The sequence below is a fragment of the Nocardia sp. NPDC050378 genome (genome assembly GCF_040655675.1).
Taxonomy (GTDB): domain Bacteria; phylum Actinomycetota; class Actinomycetes; order Mycobacteriales; family Mycobacteriaceae; genus Nocardia; species Nocardia coubleae.
The window spans coordinates 45,805-60,648 of record NZ_JBFAKI010000025.1; the positions used below are offsets into that span (position 1 = coordinate 45,805).

Consider the following 14,844-nt stretch of genomic DNA (forward strand, 5'->3'; position numbering starts at 1 on the left):
GACTACGCTGTATCGGCTGGATCCGGTTTCCGGGGTGGACGCACGTTCGACGTTCGAGGCCGCGCGAGCGCTGATGTGGGCTGCGTATTCGACCGACGCCCGGATCGGGGAATCGCTGTGGGCACCGATCACACCTGAGGTGTGGCACGACTGGGTCCGGTACCGGGTGCTGCTGCGCACCGATATCTCTCTGGCCGGCGATACTCCTGTCCCCGATACCGCGACCTCGTCGAGCCGGGTGTTCTCGGTGACCCTCATCCCGGTCGGCCGGACACCGATCGTGTTCTCGGTGTCCGCGCGATCGACTCGCTCGCGCGCGCAGGGCGCATGGCTGGTCGCCGAAATGCGGGTGTTGTGATGAACGGGGATCCGGTCGAAGAAGGCGGGCAAGCGGTCCGCCAGGGGTTCCTGCAGGCGTTGCAGACCGCCCATACCACCAACGCCCTGTTCCGGAGCAGGGGTGGGGAATCGCGCTCTCGCGCGGAGTCCGAGCAGCGACTCGCGATCGAAGCGGCCAAGAACCAGCGGTCGTGGCTCGAGCACGAGGCCCGGCTCGGCAACCTCGGGGCAGAGCGAGCGCTGAGCGTGGTCAAGATCGAGGAGGTCCGCGCCCGCATCGACAACGCGGCCAAGATCACCGAGGTCGACCTCCGGCACAAGGAAGGCCAAATCTTGAGGGCTGAAACAGATCTGGCGCGCCGTGAACTTGACGGTGAGCTGTCCCGGGAGCAAGGCAAGGAGGTACATGCGGCACGCATCGCCGGCTACACCAATCGTGAAGCCCGCGAGGTGGAGTTGCACAAGCTCGAGGTCGAGCTCAAGGAGCTGATGATCGAGATCCGCCGCCGCGCGGCCGGGTTCACCGACTCGTTGCACTATTCCGATGAACGAACCGGCGCCGCCAAGGCCGCGACGGCCCAGTTCTCCGCCGCTGACGCTACGCGCGACCTGTCTCCGGACGCCGAGGCCGCGAGCCGAGCCTACGAAGAGCGGTTCATCAACGACACCGGCCTCGACCCCGACGGATTCATCTCCGACGCAAGGGCGCGTGCGTCCGACAACGGGCGGCAGAACCTCGATGACATGGCAGGGCTCGCCGCCGATCTCACTATCAACGCACATCTCGATCACGAGTTCGCCCATCTCGCAAGCTATCTCGCGCCCACCACGGGCCCCGACGCCGAGCAGCAGATCATCGACGCGGAGATCGTCGAGGACGGTGAATGGATCGAGACAGCCGTGTCGGCGACAGCGGTCCACGACATCGACCACACCACCGGCGACCCTGGGGTGACCAGTGGGGGAGCAGAACCACCCTCCGGCCGCGCCACAGGCACCGAGGTCGAAATCTGGCGCGGTGGTCCCGTTATGGGACGGGGCCGGTGAGATGTTCGCCCCGAACCCGGTCCAGGCCAAGCTGCTCAAGGCCGTGCAGAACCTGGCCAGCGACAACCAGCACCTGATCGAGCAATCCCGCACCGGCGACAACAAGGATCTATCGCCGATGGTGCTGGCACATCTGGATATCGGACGGCGCACCCGGGAAAACCTGGAAGCCATCGCGACCTCGGTCGGGGTGCCGCAGTCGGTGATCGACTACACCCGCGCCTGCGGGGAACGCGGACACCGCTGGCAGGCCGGCCAGCCGTTGTTGAGCACCGAAGCCATCGACCGCGACACCCTGCTGCGCGGGCACCGGCGCGCGATCGCGCAACTGCAGACGATGGCCGGAGTCGGGGCCGCTGTCGCGCGGCAGGGAACACTGTCGCGTGGCGGGTTCGCCGCGTTTCGGCGGGTGATGGGGTTGAGCTGGCAACGCGTCGGCGCCGTCGGGCACGCCCTGGGCCTGAGTTCGGTCGAACAACAACACGCGTGGGAGCCGACCGGCAGCCCATGGACCGAGCACGTCGCCCACACCGTGACGAGGCTGGACCGCGAGCAGTTGTCGGCGCGGTGGCGGGCGGTCGTCGAGACCGATTTCGCCACGGTGTCGATGCCGGTGATGGTGCTCCAAGCCGCCGGCATCACTCCCGACGACATCAACCGCCAGCTCCCGGTCCTGCCGGATCGGATGGTCGAGCTGGCCGCAGCCGCGCTCGGGCCCGACCCCATGAAGCGGGAAGTCGGCGGCGTCGGCATCGACGCCGCGATCGAGGCCACCGGCACCGACTCCCACACCGAATTCGGACCCACCGACACCCCGTCCGCACCCCACCCGGATCGGAACGCCGGGCCCGACATGGGCCCCGGACCGTGAACAGACCCGCACGCCACTTCCGCATCACTCGAAACCTCGAATACGCAGTGATTCACCAGGATAGGAGAAACAAGTGAGCCATCCGTTAGCGGGTGCCGAGGATCTGCCCTCGTGGCAGCTGCGCCTGCTCGAACGAATCCAGAACTCGAGCTACGACCACTACCGCACCCTGTTTCACAGCTTTCCGCAATACTCACCCGCCAGCGGTCCCAACGTTCAGCTCGAGGCATGGCGCACCAATCTGCGGGCGTTGCAGGACGAGCGCAGTGAGATCGAGTTACACGCCCACGCCCGCGAAATCCCGCAACGGATGATCGACTACGCCACCGAAACCGGCGCCAGGGGAGCGCGCTGGGGTGATACCCCGGAGACGGCACTGCTCCCGATGGCCCCGCCGGGGACCGATGCCACACGCCTGTACCTGCTCGACCAGCTCGCCGAGGACGTGTGGCGACTCGAACACACCGCCCTGGTCCGCGCGGAATACCTGCATCGCGTCCACACCGGCGCGGTGCAGGACAACGAGCCGGGGGAACGCCAACTCCACGACAACATGGCCGCGCTGTGGCGTCGGGCGACCGGGACCGCGGCGCTGATCGACCTCGACCCGGGTGAAGCCGAGCAGCTCTGGGGCCGCGATCACCACGCGTGGCAGAGGTTGGCGGAGCTGACCGCGGCCTCCTATACCGATACCGAACTGCGGCAACGGTTCGCGGAGATGTCGTGGAAAGGGATCGAAGCCGACGTCTCGCGGACCTTCGACAACCTCGCGACCACGACCGTCGCCGACCTCGGCCCGCCCACACCCTGGGAGTTCGCCCAGCGTGCCGAACAAGCCCTGGCCGCAGTCGGCGTGGCCGACGAACTGGGCCCGCACGCCGGGCACGGTATCGGCACAGCAGTCGAGGCGACCGGCGCCCTACCAGGGGCACGGTGGGAGCCCGACCCCGATGTGCAACCTCACCCGCCTGATCGCGGATCGGGACCGGGTGTGGATCAGGGGGTGTGGTGATGACCAGCAGCGCTCGGGGCCCTGAGGAGTCGGTGAGCCAGTGGCAAGGCCGCATCCTGCGCCGGATCCAGGAATTGGCTGCCCTACACCGGAAGATCAGCGATGCCGGTCCGCCCATGTTCGACGACGGGACTTCTGGTGACAGCGAGCAGGTGTGGAACGAGCGGCTCGAACTGCTCACCGTGCAGCGTGAGCAGGCCGAGTACGCGGCGCTGTTGGGTGGGGTCGACCCGGGTTGGGTCGTCGATGCCCGCGAACTGGGCTGGCGAGGTGCGCCGCCCGAGCCCCGGGTGGTGCGCCAGCATCCCGCCCGCGCGGATCAAGCCCAGGAGTTCTACCTCGACATGCTCGAGCTCGACCTGTGGACTATGGAACGTATGGCCGGCCTGGAAGCGGCCCGCATGGATCGAATCGCCACCGGGAGATGGACTTTCGACACCAACCCGATCGAGGTGGCGCAGTTCGCCGACAACATGGCGGCACTGCATACCCGCGTGACGGTGCTCGCCGCCGCGGCCCGTCTGACACCGGCCGAGGGTGAGAGCTTGTGGGGGGCGAGTGTGGAAGGGATCCGCCGCGTGCATGCGGTGACCTTCGCTGCCTACACCGAGCAAACCCTGGCCCAAGCCTGGAACGGCTATGCCCGCGCCGATCCGGCGTTGGCGGTGCCGCCGTATGTTCCGCGAGATCCCGACACCGGCACTCCCACCGACACCACCCAGGTCGCCCCGCCGACACCACGCAAGATGCTCGCCGACGCGACCAGCGCACTGCGATCCCAGTTCGTCGACACCGCCATCCGCCAAGCCGAACCGACCGATCTGGCCGCTGAGAGTACCGCGATCACCGCCGTCGTCGACGCCGCCCTCGGTGAGGACACCGCGTGGACCTGGGAAACCGACCCGGACCCCGTCCCCGGGTCCGCCGGTCAAATCGGCATCGACAACGGACCAGACCTTTAAAACAGCAGCACGATTCGTGAATTGTCGGCGTTACGGCCAGGGGGAACTGGACCGAGACGACCGAACCTGAACCGCTGGGACCTCACCACGCCCTGTTGAGGGTGTGACGTTTTCTCGATCCGAGGAAGCACGATGCCCCACCGTCTCCGCGAACAACCACCATCCGTCTCTCAACTCCCATCACCGCGGCCTGGCGTGTCCGGGAGCACGCGATGAGCTGGGAGACCCAAGGAACGAACTTCACCAACCCCGCCTACTACCGCGACGCCGCCGACAGCGTCGAAGCCCAACTCCGCGCCGACTTCGCCACCCATCACCAGCTACGTGAGATCGCCGACTACGGGGAAACCCCGGCTCAGGTCGTCGAGTACAAGGCTCGCGCGCACGCCCTCGCCCGGCAGTGGCAACAAGACGCCTCACCGGAGCATCAATGGTTGTGGCACCACCTGGCCAGCGCGGTCGAGGCCTGGAGGGCCAACCCTGAAGCCGCGCGCGTCGAGTTCGGCAGGCTCCAGCAAGCGTTCATCGACGGTGACCCCGATATCGACCTGGACGCTGTTCGTACGCAACGGCAAGCCGCGGAACTGACCGGACACCTCGAACCGGTCAACGATCGGTCGGCCCAAGACGGCGCTCGCTGGCGACCTCGCCACCTGAGCGTGGTCCGCGATCCCGGCGCCGAGAAATCACGCTCGGACAGCTTGGTCGACCGCGCGTTGGGCGGGCGAGCCGCAGTTGAGCTGAGCATGGCCGAGGTCGAGGCGATCATCAACGACTCCGACGAGGTCCTCGCGGCCGAGGAAGCCCTCGGTGATCTCGACACCGGCGAGGATGAAATCACCGCCCTGCTGCCGGCCACGCAGCGCTACGCCCCGGCCCCCGACGTCACCGCCACCATCGATCAGCTACCCGCCCAGATCGCTGCCGTGCGCCGGGTCCAAGACCTGGCCGCTCAACATGCCCGGCTGGCAACCGAATTCGACGCATCACCCGAAGGTGGTCAGGTTCGAATCGACCAGCTGGAGCGGTTGATGGACGGCGCACGGGACGCACGCCGCGCCGCCGCGCTCGCCGGGGCAGACCACGACGAGATCACCGGCGCCTACCAGGCAGGTCTCGCCGGGTACTACTGGTCGCAGCAGCCCGGGGCGCCGCGGCTGGCCCAACTTGAGCACGTCCTGGGCGAACGCGATACCGCTGTAGCCGAACTCGGCACCCTGCACGTCCAACTCGGTCTCGTTCCCGGCCACCCACCCGCGCTCGCGCTCGCCGCCGGCGCGGAGACCACACACCACCTGAACTCCAGCACTGCCCCGCCCAATGGGGCAGTGATCTCCAGTGCGGTCGAGGCCGCTCTGCCCGATGCCGACCACGCCGCCGACTGGGCGAGCCCGGAACTCACCGGTGTCATCGACGCGCCTCGCTACGCGCCCGGTGTCGACCCCCATTTCTGAAAGGCCAGGTCAATTATGTTCTCTCCCCGAGAAACCCGCCGTCGCACCAAGTCCGGACTGGGTGAGGAAGCCAGCATGCTGTTGGTCCTGCTGGCACTGCTCGCGGTCGTGTTCGTGCTGTGGGTGGCACTGAAACTCGGCAGCTGGAGCGCCGGGCAGCCGATGTCGTGGAACCCGTTCTTGGGCCTGCTATCGGTCGTCGCCGGAGACAAGCGATGGCCCTGGCAAGCAACCCCGATCGCAGTTGTCCTGCTCTGCATGACCGGGGCTGGCGCGGTCCGCGGGGCCCGATCGTTCACCAGCGGCGGGGAGGTCGATGCGGCGGCGCGGACCATGCAACCGCCAAGCAAGATCCGCATCGCGCGCGCCGTCGACAACCTCGCCGACAACCAACGGCTCCTCGCCCACGCTCCACCCGAGGTGCGAGCTAATCCGGGCCCTTTGTTGGGGCGCACGGTCATCGGCGATGTAGCCCTGCATGTTCCCGCGGAACTCGGTGTCACCGTGACAGCTGGTCAGCGGACTGGCAAGACGGTGGCGTGGGCGATCCCGGCGGTGCTCTCGGCGTGGGGGCCGTGCCTGGCCACCTCGAACAAACCCGACCTGTATCGGCACACTGTCTACGGGCGCGAGCAGGTCGGGCGGGTGTGGGTGTGCGACCTGCAAGCGGTGACCGGGCAGGTCGTGTGCGGGTTCTGGGTGAACCTGTTCAACCAAGTCACCGGCCTACCCGCGGCGCGCAAACTCGCCGGGTTCTTCGTCTCAGGTTCGGCCGGTTCGGCGAACGAGATCGCGAACGCGAAAACCGACGCCTACTTCGACGGCGGCGCCCAAGAATTGTTCGCCCTGTGCATTTTCGCTGCCGCGTGCGCGGGCGGGGACCTGCATCATGTCGCGGAATGGCTCGGCCGTGACCAGGACCCGACCCCGGCGTTGATCCTGCGTCACTACGGGCACGACCGCCCCGCCGCCCGGATCGTCGAATGCCAAGGCCTCTACGCTCGCCAACGCGACGGTCTCTACGACATGGCACGAAGGTTCCTCAACGTGCTGTCGGATTCCGGGTACGCCCAGATGGTCACACCGCCGGTCCGGAAACTGTTCCAGGTCAGCGAAACCACCACCAAACCTGGTACAGCGCAACAGGATCGGTCGGGCAAGGTGGCTTCGATCCGCAACGGGGTCCTGATCGAGTCCACCGAGCAACCACGCACCCATCTGTTGCCGGAGTTCGACCCGACCGCGTTCGTCACCTCCAACGACACCCTGTACCCGCTGTCGATGACCGGTCCCGATGGTGCCACCCCGTTGACCGCCGCCTTGGTCGGGCAAGTCCTGGAAGCCGCGCTGACCGCGGCTCGGGCCCGCCCGGACGGGCGGCTGGCGGTACCGCTGTTGTGTGTGCTCGACGAGGCCGCCAACTGCGCCCGGATCAGTGAACTGCCGTCGTACTACACCTACGCGGCAGGGTGCGGAATCATCCTCATGACGATCCTCCAGGTTCTCGAGCAGGGCGAAAACCTGTGGGGGGTCAACGGTTTGAAGACGATGATGGCCCAGTCGATCGAGGTCTACGGCGGGTCCATCGCCTCGCGCGACTATTTGGAGCATTGGGCGGCGATGGCCGGGCAACACGATGTGTCCGATCGTTCCCGCACCTACACCCCCGGCGGGATCCAACGCAGCCTGTCCTGGCGCGCCGAACCCATCCTCGACGTCGCCATGCTCGCCGCCCTCCCCAAAGACCGCGCCCTGGTGCGTCTTCCCGGCCACGGCCCCGTCGTCGTCCGGAAAATCCCCTGGTTCGACAGCGAGCACGCGCCGCTGGTGCGCACCTCGATGCAACGGTTCGACACCGGCCGGGTGTCGCTGGTCAAAGCCGATCCTTCGACGATAGGGGAGGAACAGCCGTGACCAGCCCGTCACCGCCCGCGGCGGCGCCGATGCCACCGCAGTTCGTTCACTTTACCGATTTCGCTACCGCGTGGATGTTGCCGACGATCAGCGTCCGCCTGGCGCAAGCGAACCGGGAGAACACCTACACCTGGTGCTCACAGTGGTGGGCTCACCGACCGGTCGCAGTCAGGGTCGCCCACCTGCACACCGCGTTCGAGGCCATGCGCCGCGCCAAAGCCGGATCGAGCCTGAGCACCTTCCTACTCAGCCATTTCGACCCTCACGTCAACCTGATCCTCGACGCCGCAAACGGGCCCCTGCACCGGTGCACTCGCACCCATCACCAGGCCACACCGTCGTTACCGTTCGACCCTGTCCCACCCGGTTGGTTCGGCACCACCCCCGCCACCGTCGATGATGACAAACCGCCGAAGAAGTTCGACCACTACAGCGCGTTCGTCGAACACTGGTTGTTGCCGGTGGTATCGGTCAAGATCGCCGCGAACAACCGCGAAGGCCAACACACCTGGTGCCGACAATGGTGGCGCCACCAAGGCGTGGCCATCCGCTTCGCCGGGCTGCACGCCTGCTTCGAAGCCGCGATCAAAGCCGACGACAAACAAGCGATGAGCGCACTGTTCGTCCGCCACATCGACCCACAATTCCGGCACATCCTCGACGCCGCCAACGGACCACTGCACCGCTGCACACCCGACCAGCACATCGACAGCCCAGGACTGGGCGGTGAACCGGTTCCTCCGAATTGGTTCGGCACCCCGGGGTCCTCGACGCCGGTCCACTGCCTCGGCTTCGGTCCGGACTTCCGGGCCTACGGCGGAGGAGGTGAGCGGCAATGAGCATCAAGCATGCGACCGCACTCCACCAGCGGGTCCTCAAGGCACTGCAGAATCAGGCCGCCGACTCCCAAAAGCTCCTGAACACCCAGCGCGCCAGCGGCAGCGAGCCGACCCCCGCGTGGACACAGGATTTCCAGGCCAGGGCGATGGTGCACAGCGAACTCGGCGCCGCTGCCATCGCCGGTGGGGTGCCAGCCGAATGGGTCGATCAGGCCCGCGGACGCGGCACCAAAGGCATCCGGTGGAACACCAACCTGTTCCTGCGCCGCGCCGCGCCGGTCGATCGTGAGGCGCTGATCGACAACCTGCGAGCCGATATCGACCGATTGGCTCGGTTCACCGGGATCCACGCCGCCTACCGACCTATTGCAGCGGCACAGGACTCCGGCAGTGCCAGCGTCGACGACATACTCAACACGCTGTGGCGGCGTTCTGCCCAGATTGGCGTCCTGCTCGGGGTCGGGGCCGAGGAAGCCCGACAGTGGTGGCCTCAGGACACGTGGATCCAAACCGCCGCCACCGCGACGGCGGGGTTGACCCAAGCTCAACTCGCCCAGCAGTGGCGGGCAATCGCGGCCACTGACATCAGCAGTTGCGCTGTACAGGCAACTGCCTTGGCCGAGGCCGGGATCGAGCCTGATTTGAGGATCGCACCCCCAGAGCCGAGCGCAGTGCTTGACGTTCTCGGCGACAACCACCTTCGGGTGATCGGGTTGTTCTCCCACGCTCCCGGTGGGCAGATCGACGCCGCCATCGGCGCGACCGGGGCCCGCGACCACGATCTCGACAACGACGGGTGGGCCACCCAGCCGGTATTCAGCGACCCGCAAACCAACTATCCCGGGATCGAGCCATGAGCCGCCCGTCATCGCAGCCGCGTCTGGTCTCGGAACTACCGGCCCCGCAGGCCGAAGCACTCAAAGACATCCATGACCTGGCTCGCCGCGCCGGTACGCTCCGTCGAAACCAGCCGTATGCCCCCGAACTGGTGCGGCTCGAACATGACCGCAGCATCGCCGAGATAGTCGCAGCCAGCAGGGCGATACCGGCGGTGTGGATCACCCAAGCCCGTGAATACGGGCACGCGAACCGGGCGTGGCAACCGACCACAGTGCTGCGGGACCCGCCGAAGAACAACGTGCCCCGCCGCGGCTACGGCAGAGTCGTCGCCGACACCACCCGGCTCGTCGACATGACCACAGTGTCGGTGCTGCGCAACCAGTATCTGCAACAGCTGAGATCGAGTCCGAACCCGAACCTGCTGTGGCGCAACAGCTTCGGCAAAACATGTTCGCGATCCGCACCCGCATCATTCACACCGCCGCCGCGATCAACATGAGCCCAGCCCAACGCGAGCGCAGCACGACGGTGACCGATGCCCACCTCGCGGAACGCCTCGCCACCCACCAACAGCTCGCCGTTGACGACCTGACCGCGCTCTGGCGCGACCTGGCCACACCCGCGGTCGCGGCGAGCGTCCGCTCGTCGCTGGCCAGCCTGCGCCGCACCACCACCCCACCCGCCGGTGCGGAACCCGGCCTGCCGATGCCGCCCACCGTCCAGGAACTGATCACTCGCACCCACCTGCAATTGAACGAGATGACCGCAGCAGATGATCCCTCATCGGCCGGGCAGAAGATCGAAATCGCAGTCCACCTCGCACTGCCGTCCACGGCAACAGCACCCGACAACCACGCAGCCGACCGGCCGATCGGGCCACCGACGGATCGTTCCCTCATGCCAGGGCCTGAACTGTGAGGCGCCGTCGGCTCAACCACGAGACGACCACGCACACCACACAATCGCCGAGCCATCGGTGGCGGGCGACGACCTGCTGTCCGCGCACCGACCGAACCGACCTCCCGAGATCGGCGATGCGCGATCAAGGTCCGGCAATTGCCGAAGGCCACCACGGTGTTCACGGCGTGAATAGGCCGCCCAGCACACCAAAACCGCCCTCGACGAGGCGACCGCGATCACCGCACCCGACACCTTGCCGTGGACCGCCCTGCCCGCAGCGGAGCACAGCGGTCGACGCTGACCGCACCGCTCGCGAATCAGCGCCATCCCCGACATCGAAGACCCGCCTCTGCGTGGCGGCCCCACCCGCAGAGCAGATACCGACCTTTGGAGAGCTGTGCCATGACTACCGTTGATCGACGATCCACCCACGCCCGCGACAACAGTGCGGGCCTGCCGAGTTCTGCACCCTCGACCGTCGAGTCCTTGCGCACTGCGGTTCTCGGCACCGATCCCGGCATACACCAGCGAGTTCAGGCCGTCCTCGCCGGACTCGGCGACCGACCCCGCACAGGTTTCACCTACCCGGCCGAAGCGAGACTGGCACCTGATTTGCTCCGTGCAACCATTGCGGGGCTGGGCGGATCAGCGACCGCGATCGCGGCCGACACCCGGCTGCGCGGGATCCTATGCGAACAGGCCGCGATCTACGCCCCGCACCTGCTGCCAGTGCTGACCGGTCACCTCGACCTGTCGATCGGCGCTATCAGCGCCCTGGGCAACGGCGCTGCCTACCAACGTGACTTACTCGCCGAACTCGACACCGGTCAGGCGGTCGGAGTGTTGCTGTTGACCGAACTCGGAGGCACCAACGGCGCCGACCAGCAAACGACCGCGACCTGGGATGCGATCCGGGGTGGGCTCTGGCTCGCCTCACCTGCCCCGGCCAGCTGGAAATTCATGCCCAACATCGCCGACCCGACAACGCCCAAGATCGGCGTGGTCACCGCCCGCTTGATCATCGGCGGCAGTGACGAAGGTGTCCTGCCCCTGCTCCTGAGGTTGCGCACAGATCAAGGGCTCGCACCCGGCTTGCGTGTCGCCACTCTGCCCGATAAGGGATGGGCGCCAATGGATCACGCACTGATCCAATTCGACAAAGTCTTCGTCCCCGCTGAGGGGTTGCTCGGCGGGACATGGGCCGTGATGGGCGCGGGCGGGATGGTGTCGACGGTGCCGGTGCGGGCACGATTCCACCGAGCGATCACGACCCTAGGACAGGGGCGACTCGATCTGGCTGGTGCGTCCGCGCCGGTGCGCGGGCGGGGTTGGCGGTGACGGTCAATTACGCCCGGCAACGCCGACCCGGTGGCCGGACCCTGATGGCTGAGCGTGGCACGGTCCGCCGCGACCTGGTCTCGGCGCTGGCAGCCACCTACGCCACCAGCGTGCTCGGGCGCCGCGTGCAGGACATGGCCGTGGCCGCACCGGCGGGTGACCCGCTCATCGGTGTGTGGTCGATGCTGGTCAAACCGCTGCTGGCCTACACCGCGCACGAGGTCCTGCTGACCTGCCGACAGCGCAGCGGCGCCCAAGGATCGTTGCGCACCAACTGGATCCAGGACTGGATCGGCAACACCGAAGGAATGATCACCGCCGAAGGCGAATCACAGCTGCTGTGGAAACAAGCCGGACAACTCACCTCCCTCGACATCACCACCTTGGCGCTGCCGGCCGCCCCCTCGCATCTGCCCTGGCACATCCGGATGCTCACCGACAGAGCGACCACCATCGCGGCCGGACTACGACGCGACGACATCACCCCGGCCGGGACCGCACTCGATCGCGACACCGCCGCCATCGAACTCGCCTCCGCCACCAGCGAACGACTCGCGGCAACCGCGCTGTGGACCGCCGCGACCACCGCCGCCGACGACACCGCTCGAAGCCTGCTCGAATCCGCGACCGCGGTCTACACGCTCGAACGAATTCTGCGCCGAGGAACCTGGTTCGCCGCCCACCGGCAGATGACACCCCGGCGCGCCCGACAGGTTCACCGCGAACTGCACAGCCACCGGCAACACGTGGGCGCACACCTGGGCGAGTTGGTCGACGGGTTCGCTATCGGCCTGGACGTCTTCGACGCACCGATGGCCGCCCCGGACTACCTGCAATGGTGGCAACGATGGACCAGCTGGCCGAACCCGCCCAGGTCCACCGCTACCCGGTCGATGAGCGACCAGGCGCGGCCATGACTACGCACACGGTGGTCGTCGTCGGGGCAGGATTCGGCGGACTCACCATGGCCGCAGAATTGAAACGCGCTGCCGTCGAGGACTTCCTGATCCTCGAAGAAGGAATCGAGGTCGGCGGGGTATGGCGAGAGAACACCTATCCGGGCTGTTCCTGCGACGTGCCAGCGCACCTGTATTCGTTCGCCTTCGACCCCTACCGCGACGCCCGGGTCCGTTACCCGGATCAGCAGTCGATCTTGACCTACATGCGCGAGGTCACCGACCGCAACGGCCTGCGACCACACCTACGCTGCAACACCGCGGTGGTGGCTGCCGACTACAGCGACACCGACCGGACCTGGACCCTGACCACGAGCAGCGGTGAGCTGATCCGCACCCGCGCGGTCGTGTGGGCGCTGGGCCAATTGCATCGACCCGCGATTCCTCGCATGCCAGGGGCGGAGACCTTCGCCGGGCCTGCGTTCCATTCCGCACGGTGGGACCACACCGCCGATCTGAGCGGGCAGATCGCAGTCGTGGGCACCGGTTCCTCAGCGGCACAGATGATTCCCGAACTCGCTCGAACCGCGGCCGGAGTCACCGTGTATCAGCGCACCCGGCGTGGGTCCTGCCAAAGCCCGCCACCGCGTTCGGTCCGATCTCAAGGTGGGCGCTGACGCATGTGCCCGGCCTGCACGACCTTTACCGGGCAGGGATCTACCACGCCGCTGACCTGCTCCTCGCACCGATCATGCGCGCGGGGTGGTCGGCACGGCCCGCCGAACTCGTCGCGTGGATCCACCTTCGACGACACGTGCGCGACCGCGAGCTACGCGCGAAACTCACACCGCACTACCGGGTCGGGGAGAAACGGATCCTGCTCGACAACGGCTACTTCCCGGCACTGACCCTGCCGCACGTCGAACTGGTCACCGACCCCATCGACCGGCTCAGCCCGGACGGAATCCGCACGGTCGACGGCACCGTACGCCACGCCGACGTCATCGTATGGGCCACCGGATTCCGGGCCCCGGAATTCTTTGCCGGGGTGCGGATCCGGGGACGCGACAAAAGAGACTTGCACGAGCAGTGGCGGCCCCGAGGCCGACCGACCGCCTTCTACGGACTCGCGGTACCCGGCTTTCCGAATCTCTACATGATCGCTGGGCCGCACTCGTTCACTCCGTCGAACAGCAATCCCTCGGTCAAGCAACACCAGGCCCGCTACATCCTGCGGTGCCTGGAGCTTTCCGCTCGACTCGGGTCTCCGATCGAGGTCACCCCCGCGGCCATGACGACATACCAGCAACGCCTGGACACCGAGCTGGCCCAGACGGTCTGGCCGCGCGGCGTGCAGTCCTGGTTCAAACGTCCCGACGGCCAGATCACCAACCCATGGCCAGGCACCGTCCGTGAGCTCGGTAGACGGCTGGAGCTGGCTAACCCGGCCGAAGCTTTTGCCGAGGTCGTTGTTGAGGCTGGCGTCTCAGGACAGCACCGGTTGGTCGGCTGAGTGCGGACATTCGACCCGCCACTTCGCCGCATGCGGCCCCTCAGTTCGGATCAACTGTGCGGGCGGCAGGCGCGGACGATGAGATCGGCGGCTTCGGTGCAGATCGTTGCGGCGTCGGCAGCACGAAGTGGGATCATGCCGTACGTCGAGGCGTGCAGGCCCTGCTGGACGAGGAGGGAAACGAACTGCCGGGCGGTCATCGCCGGGTCCTCGACATCGAGCTCGCCGCGCTCACTTCGGCCACGTAGCAGATCGGCGATCTGCGTGACCAGTTGTTTCGGTTCGCCGTCCGCACACGCAGGGCGCAAGGATGGGATGCGGGCGACCTCGCTGATGACCAGGCGGCGCAGCGCAGAAGCTCGTTCGTCGAGCAGGACCCGCAGCACGAGGTGGCCGATCTCGACGAGGGCGGTGGTGGCGTCAAGGTCGTCGGCCTTGTCCGACCCGGTGATATCTGCGTCGAAATTCGCGGCAACTCGGCGACGTTCGTCGTCCACGGCGGCCAGGAACAGGGTTTGTTTGTCGCCGAAGTGGTTGTAGGCGGTTTGTTTTGCCACGCCGGCTCGTTCGGCGATCACGTCGAGGGTTGCCCGCTCGTAGCCGTCGCGCAGGAATGTGTCGATCGCGGCGTCGAGGATGGCTCGGCGCTTGCCCGGGTCGCCGCCGTGCGGACGGCCACTGGACCCATTCGATCGTATGGCCGATGACGGCATGTCCTGTGCGCCTTTCTTGGCGAGTGACTTGGACCACTAACAGTAGGGGTGGACGAGCCAGTCTATCTACTATTTAATGTGCTGGACTGACTAGTCTAAATAACTCGAGCCGCGGAGGTTTCATGACGGCGACATCGACCGATCTACTGGCGCTCGACGCGGCGGCGCAGGACATGTTGTTCCGCGCTGCCCGCACCGCCAACACG

General features: G+C 67.0%; 15 protein-coding genes. 14 read left to right on the plus strand and 1 reads right to left on the minus strand.

Features of this window, described 5'->3' with window-relative positions; genetic code table 11:
- Positions 1-34: 34 nt before the first annotated feature.
- From AB0I35_RS30910 to AB0I35_RS30975, 14 genes are all read left to right on the plus strand, one after another.
- Positions 35-358 carry a hypothetical protein gene (locus AB0I35_RS30910; RefSeq protein WP_357399849.1) on the plus strand — a complete coding sequence of 108 codons (324 nt, stop codon included), beginning with the start codon at positions 35-37 and terminating at the stop codon, positions 356-358.
- Positions 358-1,386, plus strand: a complete 1,029-nt coding sequence (locus tag AB0I35_RS30915; RefSeq protein ID WP_357399850.1) for a hypothetical protein — start codon at positions 358-360, stop codon at positions 1,384-1,386. Before AB0I35_RS30910 ends, AB0I35_RS30915 begins: the two co-directional genes overlap by 1 nt.
- Entirely contained in the window at positions 1,358-2,257 is a 900-nt protein-coding gene (locus tag AB0I35_RS30920) for a hypothetical protein (protein ID WP_357399851.1), read from the plus strand. The genes AB0I35_RS30915 and AB0I35_RS30920 overlap by 29 nt, the downstream gene beginning before the upstream one ends.
- 73 nt (positions 2,258-2,330) lie before the next feature.
- A complete protein-coding gene (locus tag AB0I35_RS30925; RefSeq protein ID WP_357399852.1) occupies positions 2,331-3,269 on the plus strand; it encodes a hypothetical protein in 939 nt (312 codons plus the stop codon).
- Positions 3,270-3,301: 32 nt separating this feature from the next.
- Entirely contained in the window at positions 3,302-4,231 is a 930-nt protein-coding gene (locus AB0I35_RS30930; protein WP_357399853.1) for a hypothetical protein, read from the plus strand.
- Between the two features lie 212 nt (positions 4,232-4,443).
- The gene (locus AB0I35_RS30935) at positions 4,444-5,685 is read left to right on the plus strand and encodes a hypothetical protein (protein ID WP_357399854.1); all 1,242 of its coding nucleotides are present in this window, start codon (positions 4,444-4,446) and stop codon (positions 5,683-5,685) included.
- Between the two features lie 75 nt (positions 5,686-5,760).
- The gene (locus AB0I35_RS30940) at positions 5,761-7,599 is read left to right on the plus strand and encodes a TraM recognition domain-containing protein (protein WP_357399855.1); all 1,839 of its coding nucleotides are present in this window, start codon (positions 5,761-5,763) and stop codon (positions 7,597-7,599) included.
- Positions 7,596-8,438, plus strand: a complete 843-nt coding sequence (locus AB0I35_RS30945; RefSeq protein WP_357399856.1) for a DUF4913 domain-containing protein — start codon at positions 7,596-7,598, stop codon at positions 8,436-8,438. Before AB0I35_RS30940 ends, AB0I35_RS30945 begins: the two co-directional genes overlap by 4 nt.
- The gene (locus AB0I35_RS30950; protein WP_357399857.1) at positions 8,435-9,295 is read left to right on the plus strand and encodes a hypothetical protein; all 861 of its coding nucleotides are present in this window, start codon (positions 8,435-8,437) and stop codon (positions 9,293-9,295) included. Before AB0I35_RS30945 ends, AB0I35_RS30950 begins: the two co-directional genes overlap by 4 nt.
- 430 nt (positions 9,296-9,725) lie before the next feature.
- Entirely contained in the window at positions 9,726-10,196 is a 471-nt protein-coding gene (locus AB0I35_RS30955) for a hypothetical protein (RefSeq protein WP_357399858.1), read from the plus strand.
- Between the two features lie 384 nt (positions 10,197-10,580).
- Positions 10,581-11,516, plus strand: a complete 936-nt coding sequence (locus tag AB0I35_RS30960) for a hypothetical protein (RefSeq protein WP_357399859.1) — start codon at positions 10,581-10,583, stop codon at positions 11,514-11,516.
- The gene (locus AB0I35_RS30965; protein ID WP_357399860.1) at positions 11,513-12,433 is read left to right on the plus strand and encodes a hypothetical protein; all 921 of its coding nucleotides are present in this window, start codon (positions 11,513-11,515) and stop codon (positions 12,431-12,433) included. The genes AB0I35_RS30960 and AB0I35_RS30965 overlap by 4 nt, the downstream gene beginning before the upstream one ends.
- Positions 12,430-13,089, plus strand: coding sequence for an NAD(P)/FAD-dependent oxidoreductase (locus AB0I35_RS30970; RefSeq protein ID WP_357399861.1), 660 nt, complete (start codon positions 12,430-12,432; stop codon positions 13,087-13,089). The genes AB0I35_RS30965 and AB0I35_RS30970 overlap by 4 nt, the downstream gene beginning before the upstream one ends.
- Positions 13,090-13,094: 5 nt before the next feature.
- Entirely contained in the window at positions 13,095-13,925 is an 831-nt protein-coding gene (locus AB0I35_RS30975; RefSeq protein WP_357399862.1) for a hypothetical protein, read from the plus strand.
- A gap of 50 nt (positions 13,926-13,975) precedes the next feature.
- Here AB0I35_RS30975 and AB0I35_RS30980 read toward each other — a convergent pair whose 3' ends face one another.
- Complete coding sequence (locus AB0I35_RS30980; RefSeq protein WP_357399863.1) at positions 13,976-14,638, minus strand: TetR/AcrR family transcriptional regulator; 663 nt, start codon at positions 14,636-14,638, stop codon at positions 13,976-13,978.
- Positions 14,639-14,844 lie beyond the last annotated feature (206 nt).

What these genes read in the sequence shown, in the direction of transcription:
- AB0I35_RS30915 (WP_357399850.1), top strand. Translation starts at nt 358, where the DNA reads ATGAACGGGGATCCGGTCGAAGAAGGCGGGCAAGCGGTCCGCCAGGGG.
- AB0I35_RS30935 (WP_357399854.1), top strand. Translation starts at nt 4,444, where the DNA reads ATGAGCTGGGAGACCCAAGGAACGAACTTCACCAACCCCGCCTACTAC.
- AB0I35_RS30940 (WP_357399855.1), top strand. Translation starts at nt 5,761, where the DNA reads ATGCTGTTGGTCCTGCTGGCACTGCTCGCGGTCGTGTTCGTGCTGTGG.
- AB0I35_RS30950 (WP_357399857.1), top strand. Translation starts at nt 8,435, where the DNA reads ATGAGCATCAAGCATGCGACCGCACTCCACCAGCGGGTCCTCAAGGCA.
- AB0I35_RS30955 (WP_357399858.1), top strand. Translation starts at nt 9,726, where the DNA reads ATGTTCGCGATCCGCACCCGCATCATTCACACCGCCGCCGCGATCAAC.
- AB0I35_RS30960 (WP_357399859.1), top strand. Translation starts at nt 10,581, where the DNA reads ATGACTACCGTTGATCGACGATCCACCCACGCCCGCGACAACAGTGCG.
- AB0I35_RS30970 (WP_357399861.1), top strand. Translation starts at nt 12,430, where the DNA reads ATGACTACGCACACGGTGGTCGTCGTCGGGGCAGGATTCGGCGGACTC.
- AB0I35_RS30980 (WP_357399863.1), bottom strand. Translation starts at nt 14,638, where the DNA reads ATGCCGTCATCGGCCATACGATCGAATGGGTCCAGTGGCCGTCCGCAC.